The organism is Rhodocyclaceae bacterium, from assembly GCA_020248265.1.
GTDB lineage: Bacteria > Pseudomonadota > Gammaproteobacteria > Burkholderiales > CAIKXV01 > CAIKXV01.
The window spans coordinates 278584-298372 of record JADCHX010000011.1; the positions used below are offsets into that span (position 1 = coordinate 278584).

General features: G+C 67.5%; 18 protein-coding genes. 14 read left to right on the forward strand and 4 right to left on the reverse strand.

Going from position 1 to position 19789, the window contains the following annotated elements; all coding sequences use genetic code 11:
• The first annotated feature begins 16 nt into the window (after nt 1-16).
• The 13 genes from leuB to ING98_12335 all read left to right on the forward strand — a co-directional run bounded on the left by leuB (nt 17) and on the right by ING98_12335 (nt 15444).
• Complete coding sequence (gene leuB, locus ING98_12275) at nt 17-1096, forward strand: 3-isopropylmalate dehydrogenase (GenBank protein MCA3102644.1); 1080 nt, start codon at nt 17-19, stop codon at nt 1094-1096.
• A gap of 51 nt (nt 1097-1147) precedes the next feature.
• Nucleotides 1148-2302 carry an aspartate-semialdehyde dehydrogenase gene (gene asd / locus ING98_12280; protein MCA3102645.1) on the forward strand — a complete coding sequence of 385 codons (1155 nt, stop codon included), beginning with the start codon at nt 1148-1150 and terminating at the stop codon, nt 2300-2302.
• A gap of 144 nt (nt 2303-2446) precedes the next feature.
• Nucleotides 2447-5425, forward strand: coding sequence for a hypothetical protein (locus ING98_12285; protein ID MCA3102646.1), 2979 nt, complete (start codon nt 2447-2449; stop codon nt 5423-5425).
• 110 nt (nt 5426-5535) lie between these two features.
• Nucleotides 5536-6381: a tRNA pseudouridine(38-40) synthase TruA gene (gene truA, locus ING98_12290; protein ID MCA3102647.1), complete on the forward strand. Its 846-nt coding sequence runs from the start codon at nt 5536-5538 to the stop codon at nt 6379-6381.
• Nucleotides 6378-7031, forward strand: coding sequence for a phosphoribosylanthranilate isomerase (locus ING98_12295; GenBank protein ID MCA3102648.1), 654 nt, complete (start codon nt 6378-6380; stop codon nt 7029-7031). Before truA ends, ING98_12295 begins: the two co-directional genes overlap by 4 nt.
• Nucleotides 7018-8217: a tryptophan synthase subunit beta gene (gene trpB, locus ING98_12300; GenBank protein MCA3102649.1), complete on the forward strand. Its 1200-nt coding sequence runs from the start codon at nt 7018-7020 to the stop codon at nt 8215-8217. The genes ING98_12295 and trpB overlap by 14 nt, the downstream gene beginning before the upstream one ends.
• Nucleotides 8217-9029, forward strand: a complete 813-nt coding sequence (locus tag ING98_12305; GenBank protein MCA3102650.1) for a tryptophan synthase subunit alpha — start codon at nt 8217-8219, stop codon at nt 9027-9029. Before trpB ends, ING98_12305 begins: the two co-directional genes overlap by 1 nt.
• Before the next feature lie 57 nt (nt 9030-9086).
• Entirely contained in the window at nt 9087-9974 is an 888-nt protein-coding gene (locus tag ING98_12310) for an acetyl-CoA carboxylase carboxyltransferase subunit beta (protein ID MCA3102651.1), read from the forward strand.
• Nucleotides 9971-11302 (forward strand): bifunctional tetrahydrofolate synthase/dihydrofolate synthase, encoded by a 1332-nt coding sequence (gene folC, locus ING98_12315; GenBank protein MCA3102652.1) that lies wholly within the window; start codon nt 9971-9973, stop codon nt 11300-11302. The genes ING98_12310 and folC overlap by 4 nt, the downstream gene beginning before the upstream one ends.
• A 53-nt stretch (nt 11303-11355) precedes the next feature.
• Nucleotides 11356-12189 (forward strand): SPOR domain-containing protein, encoded by an 834-nt coding sequence (locus ING98_12320; protein ID MCA3102653.1) that lies wholly within the window; start codon nt 11356-11358, stop codon nt 12187-12189.
• Nucleotides 12190-12250: 61 nt separating this feature from the next.
• Complete coding sequence (locus tag ING98_12325) at nt 12251-12775, forward strand: CvpA family protein (protein ID MCA3102654.1); 525 nt, start codon at nt 12251-12253, stop codon at nt 12773-12775.
• 89 nt (nt 12776-12864) lie between these two features.
• A complete protein-coding gene (purF, locus tag ING98_12330) occupies nt 12865-14385 on the forward strand; it encodes an amidophosphoribosyltransferase (GenBank protein MCA3102655.1) in 1521 nt (506 codons plus the stop codon).
• A gap of 18 nt (nt 14386-14403) precedes the next feature.
• Nucleotides 14404-15444: a dipeptidase gene (locus tag ING98_12335; GenBank protein MCA3102656.1), complete on the forward strand. Its 1041-nt coding sequence runs from the start codon at nt 14404-14406 to the stop codon at nt 15442-15444.
• A gap of 12 nt (nt 15445-15456) precedes the next feature.
• On the opposite strand, the gene ING98_12340 is transcribed toward ING98_12335, so the two are convergent.
• Nucleotides 15457-16536, reverse strand: coding sequence for a tripartite tricarboxylate transporter substrate binding protein (locus tag ING98_12340; GenBank protein MCA3102657.1), 1080 nt, complete (start codon nt 16534-16536; stop codon nt 15457-15459).
• A 117-nt stretch (nt 16537-16653) separates the two neighbouring features.
• Between ING98_12340 and ING98_12345 the strand changes: the two genes are divergently transcribed.
• Nucleotides 16654-17829 carry an O-succinylhomoserine sulfhydrylase gene (locus ING98_12345; GenBank protein MCA3102658.1) on the forward strand — a complete coding sequence of 392 codons (1176 nt, stop codon included), beginning with the start codon at nt 16654-16656 and terminating at the stop codon, nt 17827-17829.
• 21 nt (nt 17830-17850) lie between these two features.
• On the opposite strand, the gene ING98_12350 is transcribed toward ING98_12345, so the two are convergent.
• The 3 genes from ING98_12350 to ING98_12360 are packed head-to-tail and all read right to left on the reverse strand — an operon-like array spanning nt 17851 to nt 19725.
• Complete coding sequence (locus ING98_12350; GenBank protein MCA3102659.1) at nt 17851-18573, reverse strand: UDP-2,3-diacylglucosamine diphosphatase; 723 nt, start codon at nt 18571-18573, stop codon at nt 17851-17853.
• A gap of 32 nt (nt 18574-18605) precedes the next feature.
• The gene (locus tag ING98_12355) at nt 18606-19103 is read right to left on the reverse strand and encodes a peptidyl-prolyl cis-trans isomerase (protein ID MCA3102660.1); all 498 of its coding nucleotides are present in this window, start codon (nt 19101-19103) and stop codon (nt 18606-18608) included.
• A 55-nt stretch (nt 19104-19158) separates the two neighbouring features.
• Nucleotides 19159-19725 (reverse strand): peptidylprolyl isomerase, encoded by a 567-nt coding sequence (locus ING98_12360; GenBank protein MCA3102661.1) that lies wholly within the window; start codon nt 19723-19725, stop codon nt 19159-19161.
• Nucleotides 19726-19789: the final 64 nt, after the last annotated feature.

Here is a 19789-nt window from a genome sequence, read left to right on the forward strand (position 1 = left end):
CAGGCCCGGAGACCCCATGAAGAAGATCGCAGTCCTGCCCGGCGACGGCATCGGCGCCGAGATCATCGCGCAGGCCGTGCGCGTGCTGCGCGCCCTCGAACCCCAGGGTCTGGTGCTCGAGATGGCGGAGGCCCCGGTCGGTGGCACCGCTTACGACCTGTCCGGCGATCCCCTGCCGAAGGCGACGCTCGACCTCGCCCGCTCGGCCGACGCGATCCTGTTCGGTTCGGTCGGTGGCTGGCAGTGGGACAAGCTGCCGCGCGAGAAGCGTCCCGAGCAGGCGATCCTCGGCCTGCGCAAGGAGCTGAAGCTTTTCGCCAACCTCAGGCCGGCGGTGATTTATCCCGAACTGGCCGCCGCCTCGACGCTCAAGGCGGAAGTGGTCTCCGGCATGGACGTGCTGATCATCCGCGAACTGACCGGCGACATCTATTTCGGCCAGCCGCGCGGCATCCGCACCAACGCTGCGGGCGAGCGCGAAGGCTTCGACACGATGCTCTACGCCGAGTCGGAGATACGCCGGATCGCCCGCGTCGGCTTCGAGTCGGCGCTCAAGCGCAATCGCCGGCTGTGCTCGGTCGACAAGGCGAACGTGCTCGAGACTTCGCAGCTGTGGCGTGATGTCGTCACCGAGGTCGCGAGGGACTACCCGACGGTCGAGCTGTCGCACATGTACGTCGACAACGCGGCGATGCAACTGCTGCGCAATCCGCGCCAGTTCGACGTGATCGTCACCGGCAACATGTTCGGCGATATCCTGTCCGACGAGGCCTCGATGCTCACCGGGTCGATCGGCATGCTGCCGTCGGCTTCGCTCGACGCGGACGGCAAGGGGCTGTACGAACCGATCCACGGCTCTGCACCGGACATCGCCGGCAAGGACGTCGCCAACCCGCTGGCGACCATCCTGTCGGCCGCGATGCTGCTGCGCTACAGCCTCGACCAGGATGCGTTCGCGCGCCGTATAGAGGGTGCGGTCAGCGCGGTACTCGCGAAAGGCCTGCGCACGTCGGACATCGCCGAGAAGGGCGAGCCGGTGATAGGCACCCGCGCGATGGGCGATGCGGTCGTGGCGGCCCTCGCTGTCCCTGGTTGAGGCCGCCGCGGCGCGCTGCGTCGCGGACCGAAGGAGAAGATCATGGCGAAGATGATGAAGGTCGGACTGATCGGCTGGCGCGGAATGGTCGGCTCGGTGCTGGTCGGGCGGATGCAGGAAGAGCGTGACTTCGACCACGTGCGCACGACGCTGTTCTCGACGACCCAGGCGGGACAGGCCGCGATGGCGCTGCCGAACGCGCAGGCGGTGGTGGCTGACGCCAGCGACATCGGCGCGCTGTCGTCGATGGACGTGCTGATTTCCTGTCAGGGTGGCGATTACACGACTGCGATGCACCCGAAGCTGCGTGCGGCCGGCTGGAGCGGTTACTGGATCGATGCGGCTTCGACGCTGCGCATGCAGGATGGCGCGGTGATCATCCTCGATCCGGTCAATCGCGGCGTGATCGACGCTGCGCTTGCCGCGGGCAGACGCGATTTCATTGGCGGCAACTGCACGGTCAGCCTGATGCTGATGGCGATGGGGGGGCTGTTCCGGGAAGGTCTGGTGGAGTGGGTCACTGCCATGACCTACCAGGCGGCGTCGGGCGCCGGGGCTCAGAACATGCGCGAACTGTTGGCGCAGATGGGGGCGGCCCACGAGGAAGTTCGCGTGCTGCTCGCCGATCCGAAGTCGAACATCCTCGATATCGACCGCGCCGTGTCGGCGCGCTTGCGCAGCGACGCCTTTCCGACCGAGCAGTTCGGTCATGCGCTGGCCGGCAGCCTGCTGCCATGGATCGACAAGGACCTGGGCAACGGCCAGAGCCGCGAGGAATGGAAGGGGATGGCCGAGTGCAACAAGATCCTTGGCCGGTCCGCCGATCCGGTACCCGTCGACGGAATATGCGTTCGCATCGGTGCGATGCGCTGTCACTCCCAGGCGCTCACCATCAAGCTTGCCCGCGATCTGCCCCTGGCGGAGGTCGAGGCGCTCCTCGCGTCCGGAAACGATTGGGTCGAGGTGGTGCCGAACCGGCGCGAGGACTCTCTCGCGCGCCTGACGCCTGCGGCGGTGACTGGCGATTTGAAGGTCCCGATCGGCCGGTTGCGCAAACTGCCCATGGGAGGCAGTTATCTCACCGCGTTCACGGTAGGCGACCAGCTGCTCTGGGGTGCAGCAGAGCCGTTGCGCCGTATGCTCCGGCTGCTCCTGGAGCGTCCAGCCGGCGAGAGACTGAGTGAGCTTGCGTCGATAAGCCCATGATGTTAAGTTCAAACTCCGACAAGTCCTGAAGGACGGTCCGTGCGCAACAGCGTTTCAAATGGCATTCGCGCGTGGCTTGCAGCCTGCGCGCTCACGATCATGGTGTTCCTCCCCGCTGCGGCCGATGCTGCAGGCCTCGGGCGAATGAACGTTTTGTCTGCGCTCGGCCAGCCACTCAATGCCGAAATCGAGCTGAACGCGACGAAAGACGAGCTCTCGACGATGCAGGTTCGCATCGCGTCGGCCGACGCCTACCGGCGCGCGAACCTCGAGTTCTCCGCGTTCGTGACATCGGTACGGCTCGCGATCGAGCAGCGGCGAGACGGCTCGATGATCGTGCGCGCAACCACGGTGCGTCCGGTGAACGAGCCGTTCATCGAACTGCTCGTCGAGCTGGTGTGGTCTTCGGGCCGCCTGATGCGCGAGTACACGTCGCTGATCGATCCGCCCGGATTCACTGCGGCTGACGTCGTGGCACCCCCGACCGCGCCGCCCGTCGCTGCTGCGCGTCCGGCCGTCGCCGATCCGCGTCCTGTCGTTGCGGCTCCGATCGCGCCCGAGACCCCTGCTGCGTCCGTTGCTCCGGCTACCCCGGCCGCTGCGGTCAAGCCCGCCCCGGTCGCGCGTGCCGCCGCGGAAAAGGGCGCTGCTGCCACCGCTACACCTGGGGCGAGCGAATACGGTCCGGTGCGCCGTGGCGAGACGCTCGCGAAGATCGCCGAATCGGTTCGCCCTGCCGGCGTATCGCTCGACCAGATGCTGGTTTCGTTGTACCGCGAGAACAAGGCGGCGTTCGACGGCGGCAACATGAATCGCCTGCGGACCGGGGCGGTCCTGCGCGTGCCTGACGCCTCGGCGCTCGGTGCCACGCCAGCCGCCGAGGCTTCGCGCGAAGTACGTGCCCAGGCAGCCGATTTCAATGGATATCGGCAGCGGCTCGCCGGTGCTGTCCAGGATGCGCCGCCCGCCGCCGCCGAAGGCGGTCAGGTGGCGTCCGGTCGTGTTACACCGCGGGTGGAAGAGAAGGCACCCGCGCCTTCGGGCGGTTCCGATGTGCTCCGCGTCTCCAAGGGCGATCCGTCCAAGGGCAGCGGTCGCGATCCGAAGGCGGCCCAGGCCGCGCGGGAAGAAGACGCTACCGCTCGCGAAAAGGCGCTGCGCGAGGCCAATGATCGGGTCGCATCCCTCGAGAAGATGCTGAAGGACGCCCAGCGGCTGCTCGATATCCAGAGCAAGCAACTGGCCGACCTGCAGAAGCCCGCCAAGGCAGAGCCTGCGAAGGCCGCCGAGCCGGCAAAGAAGGCAGAGCCCGCGAAGGCGGTCGAAGCGCCCAAGCCCGAGCCGGTCAAGGCAGAACCAAAGCCGGTGCCAGCCGTGCCGGAGCCGAAGCCGGAACCCGCGAAGGCTGAAGCGAAGGCTGAGTCGGTCGCTCCGATCGCGCCAGCGGCGCCACCGACGGCAGAGCCTGCCAAGGCGGAACCACCGGCTGCACCGGTCGCACCCACGCCGCCTGTCGAGGCTGCGAAACCGAAACCGGTTCCGCCGCCGCCACCGCCGCCGCCTGCGCCGAGCCTCGTCGATCAGGCAATGGAGTTCGTCACGACCTACCTGACCGAACTGGGTCTGGGCCTCGCCGCGCTGCTCGGCCTGGGTGCGCTGGTTGCCCGCCGTCGGAAAGGCAGTGCGCCCAAGACCCCGGTCACCAAGGCTGCAGCGGCTCCGCCGATCGTCCCGGCGTCTGCGCCAGCTGCGGTGGCTACGCGTGCGGATTCGTTCCTGGAGCCGACGCAGGCATCGCAGATCGATCTTCAAGAGGTCGATCCGCTGGCCGAGGTCGAGGTCTATCTCGATCATGGGCGAGAGAGCCAGGCTGAAGAGTTTCTGCACGAAATGATCGCCAAGGCCCCGACGCGCTACGAGCTTCACTTGAAGCTGCTGGAGATCTACCAGAAGCGCGGCGATGCAGCCGCGTTCGAGCCGGTTGCCCGCAAGTTGTATACCGGGACCCGTGGCGAAGGAGCTGTATGGCAGACTGCATCCCGAATGGGTGCGTCGATCGATCCGGCCAACCCGCTGTACTCGTCTGGTCAGCCGGTTGTCGCGCCTGTCGCGCCGCGTGCCACCAGCGTCCCGGTTGCTGCGGCCGCAGTCGCTGCGGTCGCAGCGACCGTAGCCAAGGCGGCCAGCCCCGCGCCCAAGGCGGCCAGCCCCGCGCCCAGGGCGGCCAGCCCCGCGCCCAGGGCACCCAGCCCCGCGCCCAGGGCGCCCAGCCCTGCGCCCAGGGCGCCCAGCCCCGCTCCGCTCGCGCTCGACATGGAGAAGACACAGATTCTCCAGGTGGACGACACCGCGCTGTCGGAGGCGCCGCCGACCATCGACTTCGACTTCGAACCCGCAGGTGCGCTGGCTCCGCCGGCCGCAGTCGCTGGCGTGGGGGGGCTGATGGACGTCGAGGGCGCAGCAGCTGTCCCGTCCGGCGCGGCTGCCACCGACATGGACTTCACACTCGACTTCGGTTCGCCCCAGACGGCTTCGGCGCCCCCGTTGCCCGATCTTCCGCTCGAGGCGCCTTCCGTTGGAACGCAGACGGCCGAAGCCGACCTGACCTTCGAGCCGATCTTCCCGTCCTCGACTGGTGAAGAGGGCCTGCCCACTCCGCTGTTCCAATCGGAGGCCACCAATGTCCTGCTCGACTCCGGTCCGCCCACCGGCAGCATCCTCGACTTCAAGCGCGAGGCTGCGTTGGCCCAGTCCGAGTTGTCTGCCGCAGACACCGAGTCCGGAGAGCCGACGCAGGCGTCTCTGGGTCAGGACACGATGATCATGGCCAACCCGGGCGAACTGGTCACGTTCGACATGACGCATCCGGCCGGACTGCCGCAGAACTGGCAGGAGGCTACCCTGCCTCGCGTCGATCTCGACCTCGGCGAGACACAGGTCGATGGGAGTAATCCTGACAGGGACGAGCACTGGAACGACGTCAACACCAAGTGCGACCTCGCGAAGGCGTACGAGGAGATGGGCGACAAGGACGGTGCGCGAGAGATCCTGCGCGAAGTGATTGCCGAGGGCGACGCGCAGCAGAAGGCAGACGCCGAAGCGATGCTCGCCCGTCTGGGCTGATCTGCCGGACGATCGGCTGCGGCCGCGAGGCTGCGGCCCTTTCGTACAGCGTACTCCGCCATCGGAGTCCATGGCGCGCCCTGAGTCGCCTTTGGCGCTATCCTTGCACGATGCGCATCGCCCTCCAGATCGAGTACCACGGTGGCCTGTTCTGCGGCTGGCAAAGCCAGCCTTCCGGATGCTCGGTACAGGATGCCCTTGAACGAGCGCTTGCAGGGATCGCGGCTGCACCGGTATCCACCCTCTGCGCCGGCCGTACCGACACCGGAGTGCACGCGCTGATGCAGGTCGTGCATTTCGATGCACCGACGGTGCGGCCGACGCAGGCGTGGGTCCGCGGCGTCAATGCGCTGCTGCCCGATTCGATTGCGGTGGTCGGCGCAGCAACGGTGCCGGACGACTTCCATGCACGTTTCGATGCCGTGTCCCGCACCTATCGCTACGTCCTCGTCAGCGATCCCGTGCGGCCAGCGATGCTCGGGGGTACCGCTGGATGGCACCATGAACGCCTTTCGCTGGAGCCGATGCGCGAAGCGCTCCTTGCGCTCGAGGGCGAGCATGATTTCAGCGCGTTCCGTGCCGCCGAATGCCAGGCGCGCTCGCCCATCCGCCGGATGTACTGCGCGGCGGTGGCGCAGCAGGGCTCGTTGTTCACCTTCGAGTTCAGGGCCGATGGGTTCCTGCACCACATGATCCGGAACATCGTCGGCAGCGTCGTGCGCATCGGCCGGGGACGCGCAGCACCGCAGTGGCTCGGCCAACTACTGGAAGGGCGCGACCGCACCCGCGCGGCGCCTACCTTCTCGCCGGCCGGCCTCTACCTGACGGAGGTGGCCTACGCGCCGGGCCGTGCGCCAGCGCTTCCGGGGCCGCGTCCTTCGATTGCCGGGCATTTGCCGGCCTTCGTCGGGTCGGCGGCGCCGTTGCCAGCTGCGATGGAAGGGGCGACGGCGTGACCCGCCATCGCACCCGCGTCAAGATCTGTGGTATCCGCACTGTCGACGACGCACAGGCTGCGGCGCGGGCTGGTACCGATGCCATCGGGTTGGTGTTCTACGGGCCGAGCCCGCGCCACGTCACGGTGCAGCAGGCCGTGCGGGTCGTCGGCAGCCTGCCACCCTATGTGATGTCCGTCGGGCTGTTCGTGGATGCTCCCGCAGCAGAGGTGCGCGAGGTGCTGTCGGCAGTTCCGCTCGACCTGCTGCAGTTCCACGGCTCCGAGGCGCCGGCTTTCTGCGCGCAGTTCGACAAACCGTTCGTACAGGCAGTGCGGGTGAGGCCGGGAGTCGATTTGCTACAATCCGCTGCTGCGTCGGTGCCGTTCCGGCCTTTGTCGCGGGGACTGCTGGTCGATGCGTTCGTCCCCGGTCTGCACGGGGGTACCGGCCAGTCGTTCGACTGGTCGCTGATCCCCGGGTCGATGCGCGGCGAGGTGATCCTTTCCGGAGGTCTGACGCCTGCGAATGTGCGAGACGCGGTGCGGCAGGTGCGTCCGTGGGCTGTCGACATATCGAGCGGCGTCGAGCGCAGCAGTGGCCCCAAGGGGGTCAAGGATCACGGCCTGATCGAGCGGTTCATTGAGGAGGTTCACCTTGCAGATGTATGACCTGCCCGACGAGCGTGGCCACTTCGGCCCGTATGGTGGCGTGTTCGTTGCCGAGACGCTGATGCATGCGCTCGACGAACTGAACGAGTGCTACCTGAAGTACCGGAACGACCCCGAGTTCATGGCAGAACTGGCGCGCGAACTCAAGCACTACGTTGGCCGCCCGAGCCCGATCTACCACGCCAGGCGCTGGTCCGAACACTTCGGCGGTGCGCAGGTCTACCTGAAGCGTGAAGACCTGAACCATACCGGCGCGCACAAGATCAACAACACCATGGGCCAGGCACTGCTTGCACGCAAGATCGGCAAGCCGCGCGTGATCGCGGAGACGGGAGCAGGGCAGCATGGCGTGGCGACCGCGACGGTCGCTGCCCGCTTCGGGATGAAATGCACCGTGTACATGGGTTCGGAGGACGTCAAGCGGCAGTCGCCCAACGTGTTCCGCATGAAGCTGCTGGGTGCCGAGGTGGTGCCGGTCGAGAGCGGCTCGAAGACCCTGAAGGATGCGTTGAACGAAGCCATGCGCGACTGGGTGACCAACGTCGCCGACACCTTCTACATCATTGGCAGCGTCGCCGGCCCGCACCCCTATCCGATGATGGTGCGCGACTTCAACGCGGTGGTCGGCCACGAGTGCCTCTGGCAGATGCCGGAACTCGTCGGGCGCCAGCCGGACGCCTGTATCGCCTGTGTCGGCGGCGGCTCGAACGCGATGGGTATCTTCCATCCATACATCGACGTCGAAGGCGTGCGCCTGATCGGCGTGGAGGCCGGCGGCTCCGGTGTCGCGACCGGCAAGCATGCGGCACCGCTGTCCGCCGGTCGCCCGGGCGTGTTGCACGGCACGCGCACCTACCTCATGCAAAACGAGGATGGGCAGATCATGGACACCCACTCGGTGTCGGCAGGCCTCGACTATCCTGGCGTCGGGCCCGAGCATTCGTGGCTCAAGGACCTCGGCCGTGCCGAGTATGTCGCGATCAACGACGACGAGGCACTCGAGGCGTTCCACCTGTTGTGCCGGCTCGAGGGCATCATCCCGGCGCTCGAGTCCGCCCACGCGCTGGCGCAGGCGGCGAAGATGGCGCCCTCGATGCGCAAGGACCAGGTCCTGCTCGTCAACCTTTCCGGCCGTGGCGACAAGGACATCAACACCGTCGCCGGCATTGCGGGGATCACCCTCTGATGTCGCGCATCCGTGGACGTTTCGAGAAGCTGAAGGGCGAAGGCCGCGCGGCGCTCATCCCGTACATCACCGCGGGTGATCCCTCGCTCGAGGTGACGCTTGCGCTGATGCACGAACTGGCTGCTGCCGGTGCGGACGTGATCGAGCTGGGCGTGCCGTTCTCCGATCCGCAGGCCGACGGCCCGACGATCCAGCGCGCGAGCGAAAGGGCACTGGCGCGCGGCACGACGTTGCGGCGCATCCTCGACGTGGTGGCGCGGTTCCGCAGCCTCGACGCGGATACGCCCGTCGTGCTGATGGGCTATGCGAACCCGGTCGAGGCGATGGGCTACGACGCTTTCGCCAGCCGTGCGGCCGAGGTCGGCGTCGACGGCGTGCTACTGGTCGACCTGCCGCCTGAAGAGTCCCGCGGCTTCGTCGATCGGCTGGTCAGTGCCGGCCTGGATCCGATCTACCTGCTGTCTCCGACCACGACCGATACCCGCATCGGCGAGATCGCCCGGCTCGCGCGTGGCTACGTCTACTACGTGTCGCTGACCGGCGTGACCGGCGCGAAACACCTGCAGGTGGGCGACGTGTCCGCGCGGATGGAAGTGCTGCGCCGGCACCTCAGCGTGCCGATCGGGGTCGGCTTCGGCATCCGCGATGCACAGAGCGCTGCGGGTATTGCGAAGGTCGCCGACGCGGTCGTGATCGGCAGCCGCATCGTCGAAGAGATCGAGAGCTCCGCACCCGGCAGCGAGGCTGCCAACGTCGGGGCGTTCTTGCGCGGCATCCGGCAGGCGATCGATGCCGTCGCGCGGAAGGGCTGACACGGTGCCAGCCAGCGGGGCGGGGCGGGCAATGCAGACCAGGCAGGCGCGCGTCCGATGAGCTGGCTGCACAAGCACCTGCCGCCGAAGATCAAGCGCGACGACAGCGCTGCACGCAAGTCGGTGCCCGAAGGCCTGTGGATCAAGTGCGATGGCTGCGAGACGGTGCTCTACCGTACCGACCTCGATAACAACCTGCAGGTGTGCCCGGGTTGCGGCTTCCACAACCGGATCGGCGCGCGCGAGCGGCTCGACATGTTGCTCGACGGCGAGGGGCGCTACGAAATCGGTGCCGAAGTGCTTCCGGTGGACAGTCTGAAGTTCAAGGATACGAAGAAGTACACCGACCGCCTGGCTGCCGCGACCCGCGACACCGGCGAGGACGATGCCCTGGTGGTGATGCAGGGAAGCATCCATGCGACACCCGTCGTGGTCGCTGCATTCGAGTTCCGCTTCCTTGGCGGCTCCATGGGGTCGGTGGTCGGCGAACGTTTCGCGCGCGGCGTACGCGCCGCGATCGAACAGCGCATGCCGTTCGTGTGCATCGCTGCCTCGGGCGGCGCGCGGATGCAGGAAGGCGTGCTGTCGCTGGCGCAGATGTCGAAGTGCTGCGCGGTACTGACCCTGCTCGCGAGCGAGCGCCTGCCCTTCGTGTCGGTACTGACCGACCCGACCATGGGCGGTGTATCGGCCAGCTTTGCGATGATCGGCGATGTAGTGATCGCCGAGCCGGGGGCGCTGGTCGGTTTCGCTGGTCCTCGAGTGATCCAGCAGACGGTGCGCGAGACGCTGCCGGAAGGTTTTCAGCGCGCGGAGTTCCTGCTCGAGCACGGTGCGATCGACATGATCGTCGACCGGCGCGAGATGCGCGACCGGCTCGCGTCGCTGCTGGCGCTGCTGTCGCGGCAGCCGCAACCGCGCATGCAGGCACAGCCCGCCAGGTGAGCGGGGCACGCACGCTCGAGGGCTGGCTCGAATACATCTCGACCCGGCATCCGGTGACGATCGAGCTGACGCTCGACCGGGTTGCCGAAGTGTGGCGCCGGCTTCGCCCCGGCGCCCATCCCCGGTCGACCGGCTTTCCGGTGATCACCGTCGGCGGCACCAACGGCAAGGGTTCGACCTGCGCGATGCTGGAGGCGATCCTCGATCGCGCAGGCTACCGTGTGGGGTGCTACACGTCGCCGCATCTGCTGCGCTACAACGAGCGCGTGCGTCTCGCGCGGCACGATGCGAGCGACGCGGATCTTTGCCGCGCCTTCGAGGCGGTCGAGGCGGCGCGCGGCGACATCGGGCTCACCTACTTCGAGTTCGGCACGCTGGCCGCGTTGTGGCTGATGATCGACGGCCGTGTCGACGTGGCCGTGCTCGAGGTCGGCCTTGGCGGGCGGCTCGATGCGGTGAACATCATCGATGCCGACGTGTCGGTCGTCACCAGCGTGGGCCTCGACCACATGGAATACCTGGGAGACACCCGCGAGCAGATCGGCTTCGAGAAAGCCGGCATCTACCGTCCCGGCCGCGCAGCCATCTGTGCGGATATCGATGCGCCCGCATCGCTGGTCGACCATGCACTGGCGATCGGCGCGCGGCTGCTGCGTGCCGGCATCGACTACGACTTCACCGATCAGGATGGCAGTCAGTGGCGCTACCGGCGCTTCGTCTCGCCGGGCGGTGCCGTACCTGCCGCCACCGTGGTGTCCAAGGCCCGCTACGCCCTGCCGTTTCCCGCGCTGCGCGGGGCATACCAGTTGTCCAACGCGTCGGCTGCGCTCACTGCGCTCGACGAGGTGGCCGACCGGTTGCCGGTCAGTGCCGAGGCGATCCGCACCGGGCTGCTCACGGCCGAGATCGCCGGGCGATTCCAGGTGCTTCCTGGACGGCCGACGGTGGTGCTCGACGTTGCCCATAATCCGCATGCAGCTGCAGTGCTCGACGCCAGCCTGGCACGCCTCGAGGGGACGGGCCGCACGCTGGCGGTGTTCTCGATGCTGGCCGACAAGGACATCGAGGGCGTGGTGCGTGCGGTCAAGGCACGTATCGACGAGTGGTTCATCGCGCCGGTGGACGCGGCGCGTGCGGCCGACCTGCCTGCGCTGCGCGGCGCCCTGACCCGGGCCGCTGCGCTCGACCCGACGACCGAATGCAGCGGGGTCGCCCAGGCCTGGCTGAAGGCTCGGGAACGTGCAGGCGAAAGTGATAGGATCGTGGTGTTCGGGTCGTTCTATACGGTAGCCGAGGTACTGGCGTCGATCGGCGCGTCTCGCGATTGAATGACGAGCAGCACCGGCCCGTTGCGTCCAACCCTCGGCCAGGACAGACAGGCATGGCACGCAGCATTTCAGAAGAAGAAATCAGGCTCCGCAAACGCGCCCGGCGCCGGCTGATCGGCGCAATCGCCCTGACCACGCTGGTGGTTGTCACGTTGCCGATGGTACTCGACAGCGAACCTCGGCCGATCGGCCATGACATCGCCGTGCAGATACCCTCACCGAACAGCGGCCCTTATGCGCCGAAGGGCCAGGCCGAGGCTGCGCGTACCAGCGCTGCGCCGGGGAACACGAACGGCACGGTGAATGCACCGCCCCTGGCGCCGGCAGACGATCCGCGTGCGGCTCCGGCGTCCTCTGCGACTCCGTCCAGTGCGGCGGGCACGGCTGCGCCGGCACGCGGGCCGTCCTCGGCGACGCCCGCGGACCAGAAGATCGAAGTGACCGGCGCGCTGCGGCCACCGTCCGACGGGGCCGGTGGCGTTGTCGGCACCGCAGCCGGCACCGCAGCCGATACGAGGAACGCTGCCGAGACGGCAGCCGCAGTTCGCGCGGCTGAGGCGAAGGCTGCAACCGAGGCCCGGAGCGCGCCGACCAAAGGCGCCGATGCGAAGGGCAGCGAATCGAAGGTGATCCCCGGCGATGCCGAGGCGAAGAATTTCGTGATCCAGCTGGGAGCATTCGCCGAGGTGAGCCGCGCGAAGGATCGCCATGCACAGCTGGTGAAGGCCGGCGTGAAGTCCTATACCGAGGTGGTCAAGACGCCCACCGGCGACAAGACGCGCGTGCGGGCCGGACCATTCCCGACGCGCGAAGCCGCCGAGCAGGTCAACGAGCGGCTGAAGGGGCTGGGCATGACCGACGGGATCGTGGTCCCCCGGCGCTACTGAGCGTGCGGGGCAAGGCCGGCGGTCTCCAGGCCCGGGCACTGGCTTCGAGGAGCGATCGCCGATGACGTGGTTCGACTACGGCGTGCTGCTGGTCATGGGCGTCTCGGCGCTGGTGGCGGTGATCCGGGGCTTCGTGCGCGAAGTGCTGTCGCTGGTCGCATGGGTGGCGGCGTTCGTGGCTGCCAGCACGTTCGCGGGCAGGATCGCGCCGATGCTGCCGGCGGCAATCCCGAACGATTCGTTGCGCATGCTTGCCGGGTTCCTGCTGGTGTTCGGCGCAACCCTGCTCGTGATGGTCGTGATCACACTCGCGATCGTCGAACTGGTGCGCGTGGTCGGGCTCGGGTTCGTCGACAGGGTGCTCGGCCTTGCATTCGGGCTCGTACGCGGCCTGCTGATCGTGCTGATCGTGGTGCTGCTCGCCGGCCTCACCCGCGTGCCGCAGGATGCAGGCTGGCGCGACGCGATGCTGTCGCAGCCGCTCGAGGTGCTCGCACTGGCCGTGCTTCCCTATCTCCCCGCGGACCTCGCGCGCAAGATCAGGTACGACGCAGGTCAGCAGGTGGTCTATACTCCGCCTCGCTAGAGCCAAGGCGAACCGGCCGGGGCCGCAGGGACTCGATTCTCCCGCGAATGCTCCGTCGTAACGGTATCGGGCCGAAGGGAGAAATCTTCGTGTGTGGCATCGTCGGAATGGTTGCGAAGTCTCCTGTCAACCAGGAGTTGTACGACGGGATGCTCTTGCTCCAGCATCGCGGCCAGGATGCGGCGGGCCTTGTGACGAGCGAAGGCAATACCTTCCACATGCACAAGGGTCCCGGGCTGGTGCGTGACGTCTTTCGCACGCGCAACATGCGGACTCTCGCGGGTAATGTCGGGATCGCCCACGTGCGCTACCCGACTGCCGGTTCTGCGTGGTCGTCGGCCGAGGCACAGCCCTTCTACGTGAACTCTCCGTTCGGCATCGTGCTCGGCCACAATGGCAACCTCACCAATTCCGAGGCACTGCGCCGCGAGCTGTTCCGTGACGATCTGCGCCACGTGAATACCGACTCGGATTCCGAGGTGCTCCTGAACGTGCTTGCGCACGAACTCTCGCGCAATGCCGCAGGCTTCCACCTCGACGCGAACACGATCTTCAAGGCAGTGGCCGGCGTCCACAAGCGGGTGCGCGGTGCCTATGCGGTGGTCGCGATGATCGCCGGCTACGGCCTGCTGGCGTTCCGCGATCCGTTCGGCATCAGGCCGCTCGGCATCGGCAGCCGCGAGACCGAGGCCGGCACGGAGTTCATGGTGGCCTCCGAGACGGTGGCGCTCGATGCGCTCGGCTTCGCGCCGCTGCGCGACGTCGCGCCCGGCGAGGCTGTGTTCATCGACGAGCAGGGCGTGTTCCAGAGTCGCCAGTGCGCCGAGCGCACGGAACTCGCGCCGTGCATCTTCGAGTTCGTCTACCTCGCGCGCCCTGACTCGGTGATCGACGGCATCTCCGTGTACGACACCCGCCTGCGCATGGGCGAGAGCCTCGCGCGCAAGATCGAACGCGAGTTCCCCGGCCTCGACGTCGACGTGGTGATGCCGATCCCCGATTCCTCGCGTCCGGCGGCGATGCAGCTCGCCAAGCACCTGAACCTGTCCTATCGCGAAGGCTTCATCAAGAACCGCTACATCGGGCGCACCTTCATCATGCCGGGGCAGGCCGTGCGCCGGAAGTCGGTGCGCCAGAAACTCAACGCGCTGGGGACCGAGTTCAAGGGCAAGAACGTGCTGATCGTCGATGACTCGATCGTGCGCGGCACCACCAGCCAGGAGATCGTGCAGATGGCGCGCGACGCCGGTGCACGCAAGGTGCATTTCGCCTCCGCAGCCCCGCCGGTGCGCTTCCCCAACGTGTACGGCATCGACATGCCCACGCGCAGCGAACTGATCGCCTCCGAGCGCTCGGTCGAGGAGATCGCCCGCGAGATCGGCTGCGACCGCCTCATCTACCAGGACCTCGACGACCTGATCGATGACGTACGTGCGACCAACCCGGCGATCGCCCGATTCGAGACGTCCTGCTTCGACGGCAAGTACATCACCGGCGACGTCACTGCCGAATACCTGAACTGCCTCGAAGCCAACCGCGAGGATGGCGATCGCCAGCGGTCGCGCGAGTCGACCACGCAGCTCGACCTGAACCTCGAATCGGCCGAGTAGCCGCGCAGGGGGCAAGGCATGACCGAAACCGAAGCTTCGGCGATCCTGCAGCGGCACCTGGTGATCGAGGGCCACCGCGACGTCTACGAGCAGGTGCACCGGACGCTGATGGGCGAAGCCAGCCCGCTTGCCGACGCGATCGTGCCGCGGCTGATCCGCGACCGGATCGACCTGTCGGTCTATGCGGTCGGCGGCGACTCATGGGCACACTCGCAGAACACGGGGCGTTTCCTCGAGGCTACGCTCGACAACCTCGACCAGTTCCTGCAGGAGATGTCCGCGCCCGGCAGCCGCTTCTCGCTCGTGAAGACGCGCGGCGACCTGCCGGCCTCGCGCCTGCACGACCACGTGAAGTTCATCCTGCACCTCGAGGGCGGCAAACCCCTGCAGGGCGGCCTCGCGCAGCTGCGTAACTTCTACCGGCTGGGCGTGCGCTCGATGCAGCCCACCTGGAACCTGCGCAACGAACTCGGCGACGGGGTCTGGGAGAGCCGTACCGGCGGCGGGCTGACCCGCTTTGGCGTCGACGTGATCCGCGAGATGAACCGGCTGGGCATGGTCGTCGACCTGTCGCACATGGCGAAGGCCGGCTTCTACCAGTCGCTGGAGGTGGCTTCAGCGCCGCTGATCGTCAGCCACGCCAATGCCTGCGGCGTGTACGACCACATGCGCAACCTCGACGACGATCAGATCCGCGCGATCGCCGCTCAGGGCGGCGTCATCGGCATCCTCGCGCTGCCGTTCACGGTCGCCGGCAAGGAGTCGTCGATCGAGCAGATGCTTCGGCATATCGACTACATCGTCGACCTGGTCGGCGTGAAGCACATGGCACTGGGCATGGACTTCGTGAAGTACGACGGTCCGCGCAGCATCCGGGACGGACACACGCCGGGCGCCGAACCGCCGGTCGTGCGCGGCTTCGAGGAGATCGAGGACCTGCCGAACCTGGTCGACGGGCTGCAGCGCCACGGCTACGCCGAGGACGACATCGCAGCCATCCTCGGTGGCAACTACCTGCGCGTACTCGCTACCATCCTGCCGGACGAGACGGTCATCTGAGCGCCCGGTCGGTCACTGGCCGACGCTGATGCCGGCGGCCTTGATGATCCGGGCAGCCTTCGCGGTCTCGGCTGCAAGGAAGGTGGCGAACTGCTCCGGTGTGTCGCCGACCACCGTCAGGCCATCGCCGGCCATGCGCTCGCGTACATCGGCGAGCCCCAGCACCTGCACGACCTCCGACTGCACGCGGCCTATCACCTCGCGCGGCGTCGTGCCGGGCGCGAGCAGGCCGAACCAGGTAGTGAGGTCGAAGTCGCGCACGCCGGCCTCCGCGATCGCCGGCAGGTCCGGCGCGATCGTCGAACGCTGGGCGCTCGTCACGCCCAGCGCCCGGAGCTTGCCGGACTTCACGTACGGGACGCTCAGCACCAGGTTCATGTAGTAGGCCTCGACGTTGCCTGCCAGCACGTCGGCGAGTGCGCCACCGGTGCCCTTGTACGGGACGCTGGTCGTCCGGATGCCGGTGTTCAGGTTGAACAGCTCGGCTGCGAGGTGGTTCAGCGAGCCGGTACCCGGTACTCCGACATTCAGCGCCCCCGGCTTTGCGCGCGCGAGCGCGACCAGCTCCTTCACTGAGCGGACCGGCAGCGACGGATGCACGACCAGCACGAGCGGTCCGGATGCCAGGTTGGTCACCGGCAGCAGGTCGCGCGACTGGTCGTAGGGCAGGTTCTTGAACAGGCTCGGGTTGGACGCATAGCCAGCCTGCACCAACAGCAGCGTGCGGCCGTCACCGGGTGCCTTGGCGACATGGGCGGCTCCGATCGTGCCATTGGCGCCCGCGCGGTTCTCGACGAGTACCGGCTGACGGATACGGTCGCCCAGGCGCTGCGCGACGATGCGCGCCATGGCGTCGGTGGAGCCACCGGGCGCGAACGGCACGACGATGCGTACCGGCCCGGCCGGGAAGGCCTGGCTGCCGGCCGGCGCCTGTGCCGCCGGCTGCGCGTGCGCGGCGATGGCCGGGAGGCCCAACAGCAAGGCCGCGGCACATGTCCGGACAAGCATCGTGGCGGAGCGTCCGATGCCGGTCGCTGCCATGCTCGATCGCTGTTCGGTCATCGCGGGCTCGGCGGCGGGGGTGGTGTGCATCGGCGTCCTCCTGCTTTGTCATGTCTGCGGAAGCCGGAGGGTACCCCGGCACCGGTGCCGCCGCCTGCAGTGGCCGGTCGTTTGACAGCCTGTGTACCGGCGTCGCAGAATTGATCGATGGAAAAGTACCAGCCAGACACGCTCGCCGTGCGCACCGGCATCCACCGCAGCCAGTTCGGCGAACACAGCGAGGCGATGTATCTGACCTCCAGCTTCGTGTTCGACAACGCGGCGCAGGCGGCGGAGGCCTTCCAGAAGGGCATCGAGGGGCGCAACGTCTATTCGCGCTTCACCAACCCGACGGTCACCGCGTTCGAGGAACGGCTGGCCGCGCTGGAAGGCGCCGAGTGCTGCGTGGCGACCGCGTCCGGGATGTCCGCCATCCTCGCGATCACCATGGCCCTGTTCAAGGCCGGCGACCACGTGGTGATCTCGCAGGGCGTGTTCGGCTCGACCGTGCAGCTGTTCACCAACTTCTTCGAGAAGTTCGGCATGCAGGTGTCGTTCGTGCCGCCGACCGACCCGTCGGCCTGGGAAGCGGCGGTACGCCCGAACACGAAGATGTTCTTCATCGAGACGCCTTCGAACCCGTTGACCGAGGTGTCCGACATCGGCGCACTGGCAGCGATCGCGCATCGCGCGGGCGCTGTGCTGATCGTCGACAACTGTTTCTGTTCGCCGGCGCTGCAGCAGCCGCTCGAACTGGGGGCTGACATCATCATCCACTCGGCCACCAAGTACCTCGACGGCCAGGGCCGGGTGCTCGGTGGCGCAGTGCTCGGCAGCAAGGCGCTGGTGCACGGCCCGATGCTGCAGTTCATGCGCAATGCCGGGCCGTCGATGAGTCCGTTCAATGCATGGGTCTGCCTGAAGGGCATGGAGACGCTGGGTATCCGGATGGAGGCGCACAGTGCTCGCGCGCTCGAACTGGCGACCTGGCTAGAGAAGCACCCGAAGGTGTCGCGCGTGCTCTATCCAGGGCTCGCGTCGCACCCGCAGCACGCGCTGGCGATGCGCCAGCAGAAGAGCGGCGGTGGTGTGGTGTCGTTCGAGGTGAAGGGCGGTCGCGAAGCCGCCTGGCGCGTGATCGACTCCACCCGGCTGATGTCGATCACCGGCAACCTCGGCGATACCAAGACGACGATCACCCATCCGGCAACCACCACCCACGGGCGTATTCCGCAGGCCACGCGCGATGCCGCCGGTGTTACCGAGGGGCTGATCCGGGTCGCAGTCGGGCTGGAAGCGGTGGTCGACCTGAAGGCCGACCTGGCGCGCGGGCTCGACGCCTGACCCCTGGCTCCGTCTCCGGACTCAGAAAAGCCGCAGCGTGCGGCGATCTGCGGCGAGTCCGGTCGGGGCGTCGTGCCAGTCGGGCAGCACCCAGCGCTCGCATGACCGGCCGTCGACAGGATGGACATGCTGCATCGGCCGGTGCGTGTGGCCATGTACCAGGCGCGGATAGCCGGTCTCACGCAGCACACGCAGCACTTCGGACGGTGTCACGTCCATGATCTCAGCGGATTTGGACTGCTTCTCGCGCTCGCTGATCGCGCGCAGCCGCCGGGCCTCGGCACGCCGCTCCGCAAGCGGCCGTGCGAGGAAGGCCGCCTGCCACTCAGGGTCGCGTACTGTCGCCCGGAAGCGGTTGTAGCCGTCGTCTTCCGTGCACAGGGTGTCGCCGTGCAGCAGCAGCGTCGGCATGCCGTCGATCTCGACCAGCAGTGGATCGGGCAGCAACTGTACGCCGGTCGCCTCGGCGAAGCGTCGGCCGACGAGGAAGTCACGGTTGCCATGCATGAACAGCACTGACGTGCCGCCGGCGGAGACGGCTGCCAGCGCATCGACCACCGGCCGGATCGACGGGTCGTCGATCTCTTCGTCCCCGATCCAGTAGTCGAAGAGGTCCCCCAGGATGTACAGTGCCGCAGCATCGCGGGCTGCGCCAGCGAGCAGGCCGATGAAGGCCGCCGTGGTGACCGGCCGCGATGCCGACAGGTGCAGGTCCGAGACCAGCAGCGTGGGGCCGGACGCCATGCGGTCTGCCGTGTCCCGGCGCAGGCCCCTGCTCAGGCCTCGACGACTTCCGCGCGGGTGATCACCACGTCTTCGGTCGGTACGTCCTGGTGGCCCGCACGCGTGCCCGTCGCCACGCCGCGCAACTGGTCGACCACCTCGATTCCTTCGACCACCTTGCCGAACACGCAATAGCCCCAGCCGCGTGCGGTCGGCGAGGTGAAGTTCAGGAAGTCGTTGTCGGCCACGTTGATGAAGAACTGGGCGGACGCCGAGTGCGGTTCCGAGGTGCGCGCCATCGCCACCGTGTACTTGTCGTTCTTCAGCCCGTTGTCGGCTTCGTTGGTGATCGGATCGCGCGTCTTCTTCTGTTTCATGCCCGGTTCGAAGCCCCCGCCCTGGATCATGAAGCCGTCGATCACGCGATGGAAGATCGTGTTGTCGTAGTGACCAGCATTCACGTATTCGATGAAGTTGGCTGCCGTGATCGGGGCCTTGGCGGCGTCGAGTTCGATGCCGATCACGCCGGCGCTGGTGTGCAGTCTGATCATGGTCGAATTGCTCCTCTGGGGGTTGTGGTCGAAGGACGCGGATCCCGGCAGGCGTTCAGCGGCTGGCGCCGAGGATCGTCACCTTCTCGATTACCGGCAGCTTGGCCGGCACGTCGGTCTTGAACGGCCCGCCCGGACCGGTGGGCACCTGCAGCATCTGGTCGACGGTCTCGAGACCCTTGATCACGCGGCCGAACACGACATAGCCGAAGCCGACGACCGTGCGCTCGCGGAAGTCGAGGAAGTCGTTGCGAGCCACGTTGATGAAGAACTGGGCGGTCGCACTGTGCGGATCGCGCGTGCGGGCCATCGCCAGCGTGCCGATCTCGTGCCGCAGCCCGGCCTTGAAGGTCATTTCGGCCTCGTTCTTGATCGGCTCGCGCGTCGGCTTTTCCTTGAAGTCGGCGGTGAAGCCGCCCCCCTGCACCATGAAGCCGCGGATGACGCGGTGGAACACCGTGCCTTCGTAATGGCCGTCCTTCACGTACTGGAGGAAGTTGCGCACCGTCTCGGGTGCGCGGTCGGGATACAGCTCGACCACGATCGGCCCGTAGCTGGTCGTGAACTCGACGCGCGGATTCTTCTGCGCGAGCGCGTCGCCCGACACCCCGATGCCGAGCATCAGTGGCAAGAGCAACTGCGGTGCGAACTTGAGGAACCAATTCCGGATCAGTCTCTGCACATCG

Bases quoted from the DNA above. Each gene is read 5' to 3' on its own strand.
- ING98_12355 (MCA3102660.1), bottom strand. From the start codon at position 19,103: ATGATCAGACTGCACACCAGCGCCGGCGTGATCGGCATCGAACTCGAC.
- ING98_12305 (MCA3102650.1), top strand. From the start codon at position 8,217: ATGTCGCGCATCCGTGGACGTTTCGAGAAGCTGAAGGGCGAAGGCCGC.
- ING98_12310 (MCA3102651.1), top strand. From the start codon at position 9,087: ATGAGCTGGCTGCACAAGCACCTGCCGCCGAAGATCAAGCGCGACGAC.
- truA (MCA3102647.1), top strand. From the start codon at position 5,536: ATGCGCATCGCCCTCCAGATCGAGTACCACGGTGGCCTGTTCTGCGGC.
- ING98_12320 (MCA3102653.1), top strand. From the start codon at position 11,356: ATGGCACGCAGCATTTCAGAAGAAGAAATCAGGCTCCGCAAACGCGCC.
- ING98_12350 (MCA3102659.1), bottom strand. From the start codon at position 18,573: ATGGCGTCCGGCCCCACGCTGCTGGTCTCGGACCTGCACCTGTCGGCA.
- asd (MCA3102645.1), top strand. From the start codon at position 1,148: ATGATGAAGGTCGGACTGATCGGCTGGCGCGGAATGGTCGGCTCGGTG.
- ING98_12340 (MCA3102657.1), bottom strand. From the start codon at position 16,536: ATGCACACCACCCCCGCCGCCGAGCCCGCGATGACCGAACAGCGATCG.
- ING98_12325 (MCA3102654.1), top strand. From the start codon at position 12,251: ATGACGTGGTTCGACTACGGCGTGCTGCTGGTCATGGGCGTCTCGGCG.
- ING98_12285 (MCA3102646.1), top strand. From the start codon at position 2,447: ATGAACGTTTTGTCTGCGCTCGGCCAGCCACTCAATGCCGAAATCGAG.
- ING98_12335 (MCA3102656.1), top strand. From the start codon at position 14,404: ATGACCGAAACCGAAGCTTCGGCGATCCTGCAGCGGCACCTGGTGATC.
- ING98_12360 (MCA3102661.1), bottom strand. From the start codon at position 19,725: ATGCTCGGCATCGGGGTGTCGGGCGACGCGCTCGCGCAGAAGAATCCG.
- ING98_12345 (MCA3102658.1), top strand. From the start codon at position 16,654: ATGGAAAAGTACCAGCCAGACACGCTCGCCGTGCGCACCGGCATCCAC.
- leuB (MCA3102644.1), top strand. From the start codon at position 17: ATGAAGAAGATCGCAGTCCTGCCCGGCGACGGCATCGGCGCCGAGATC.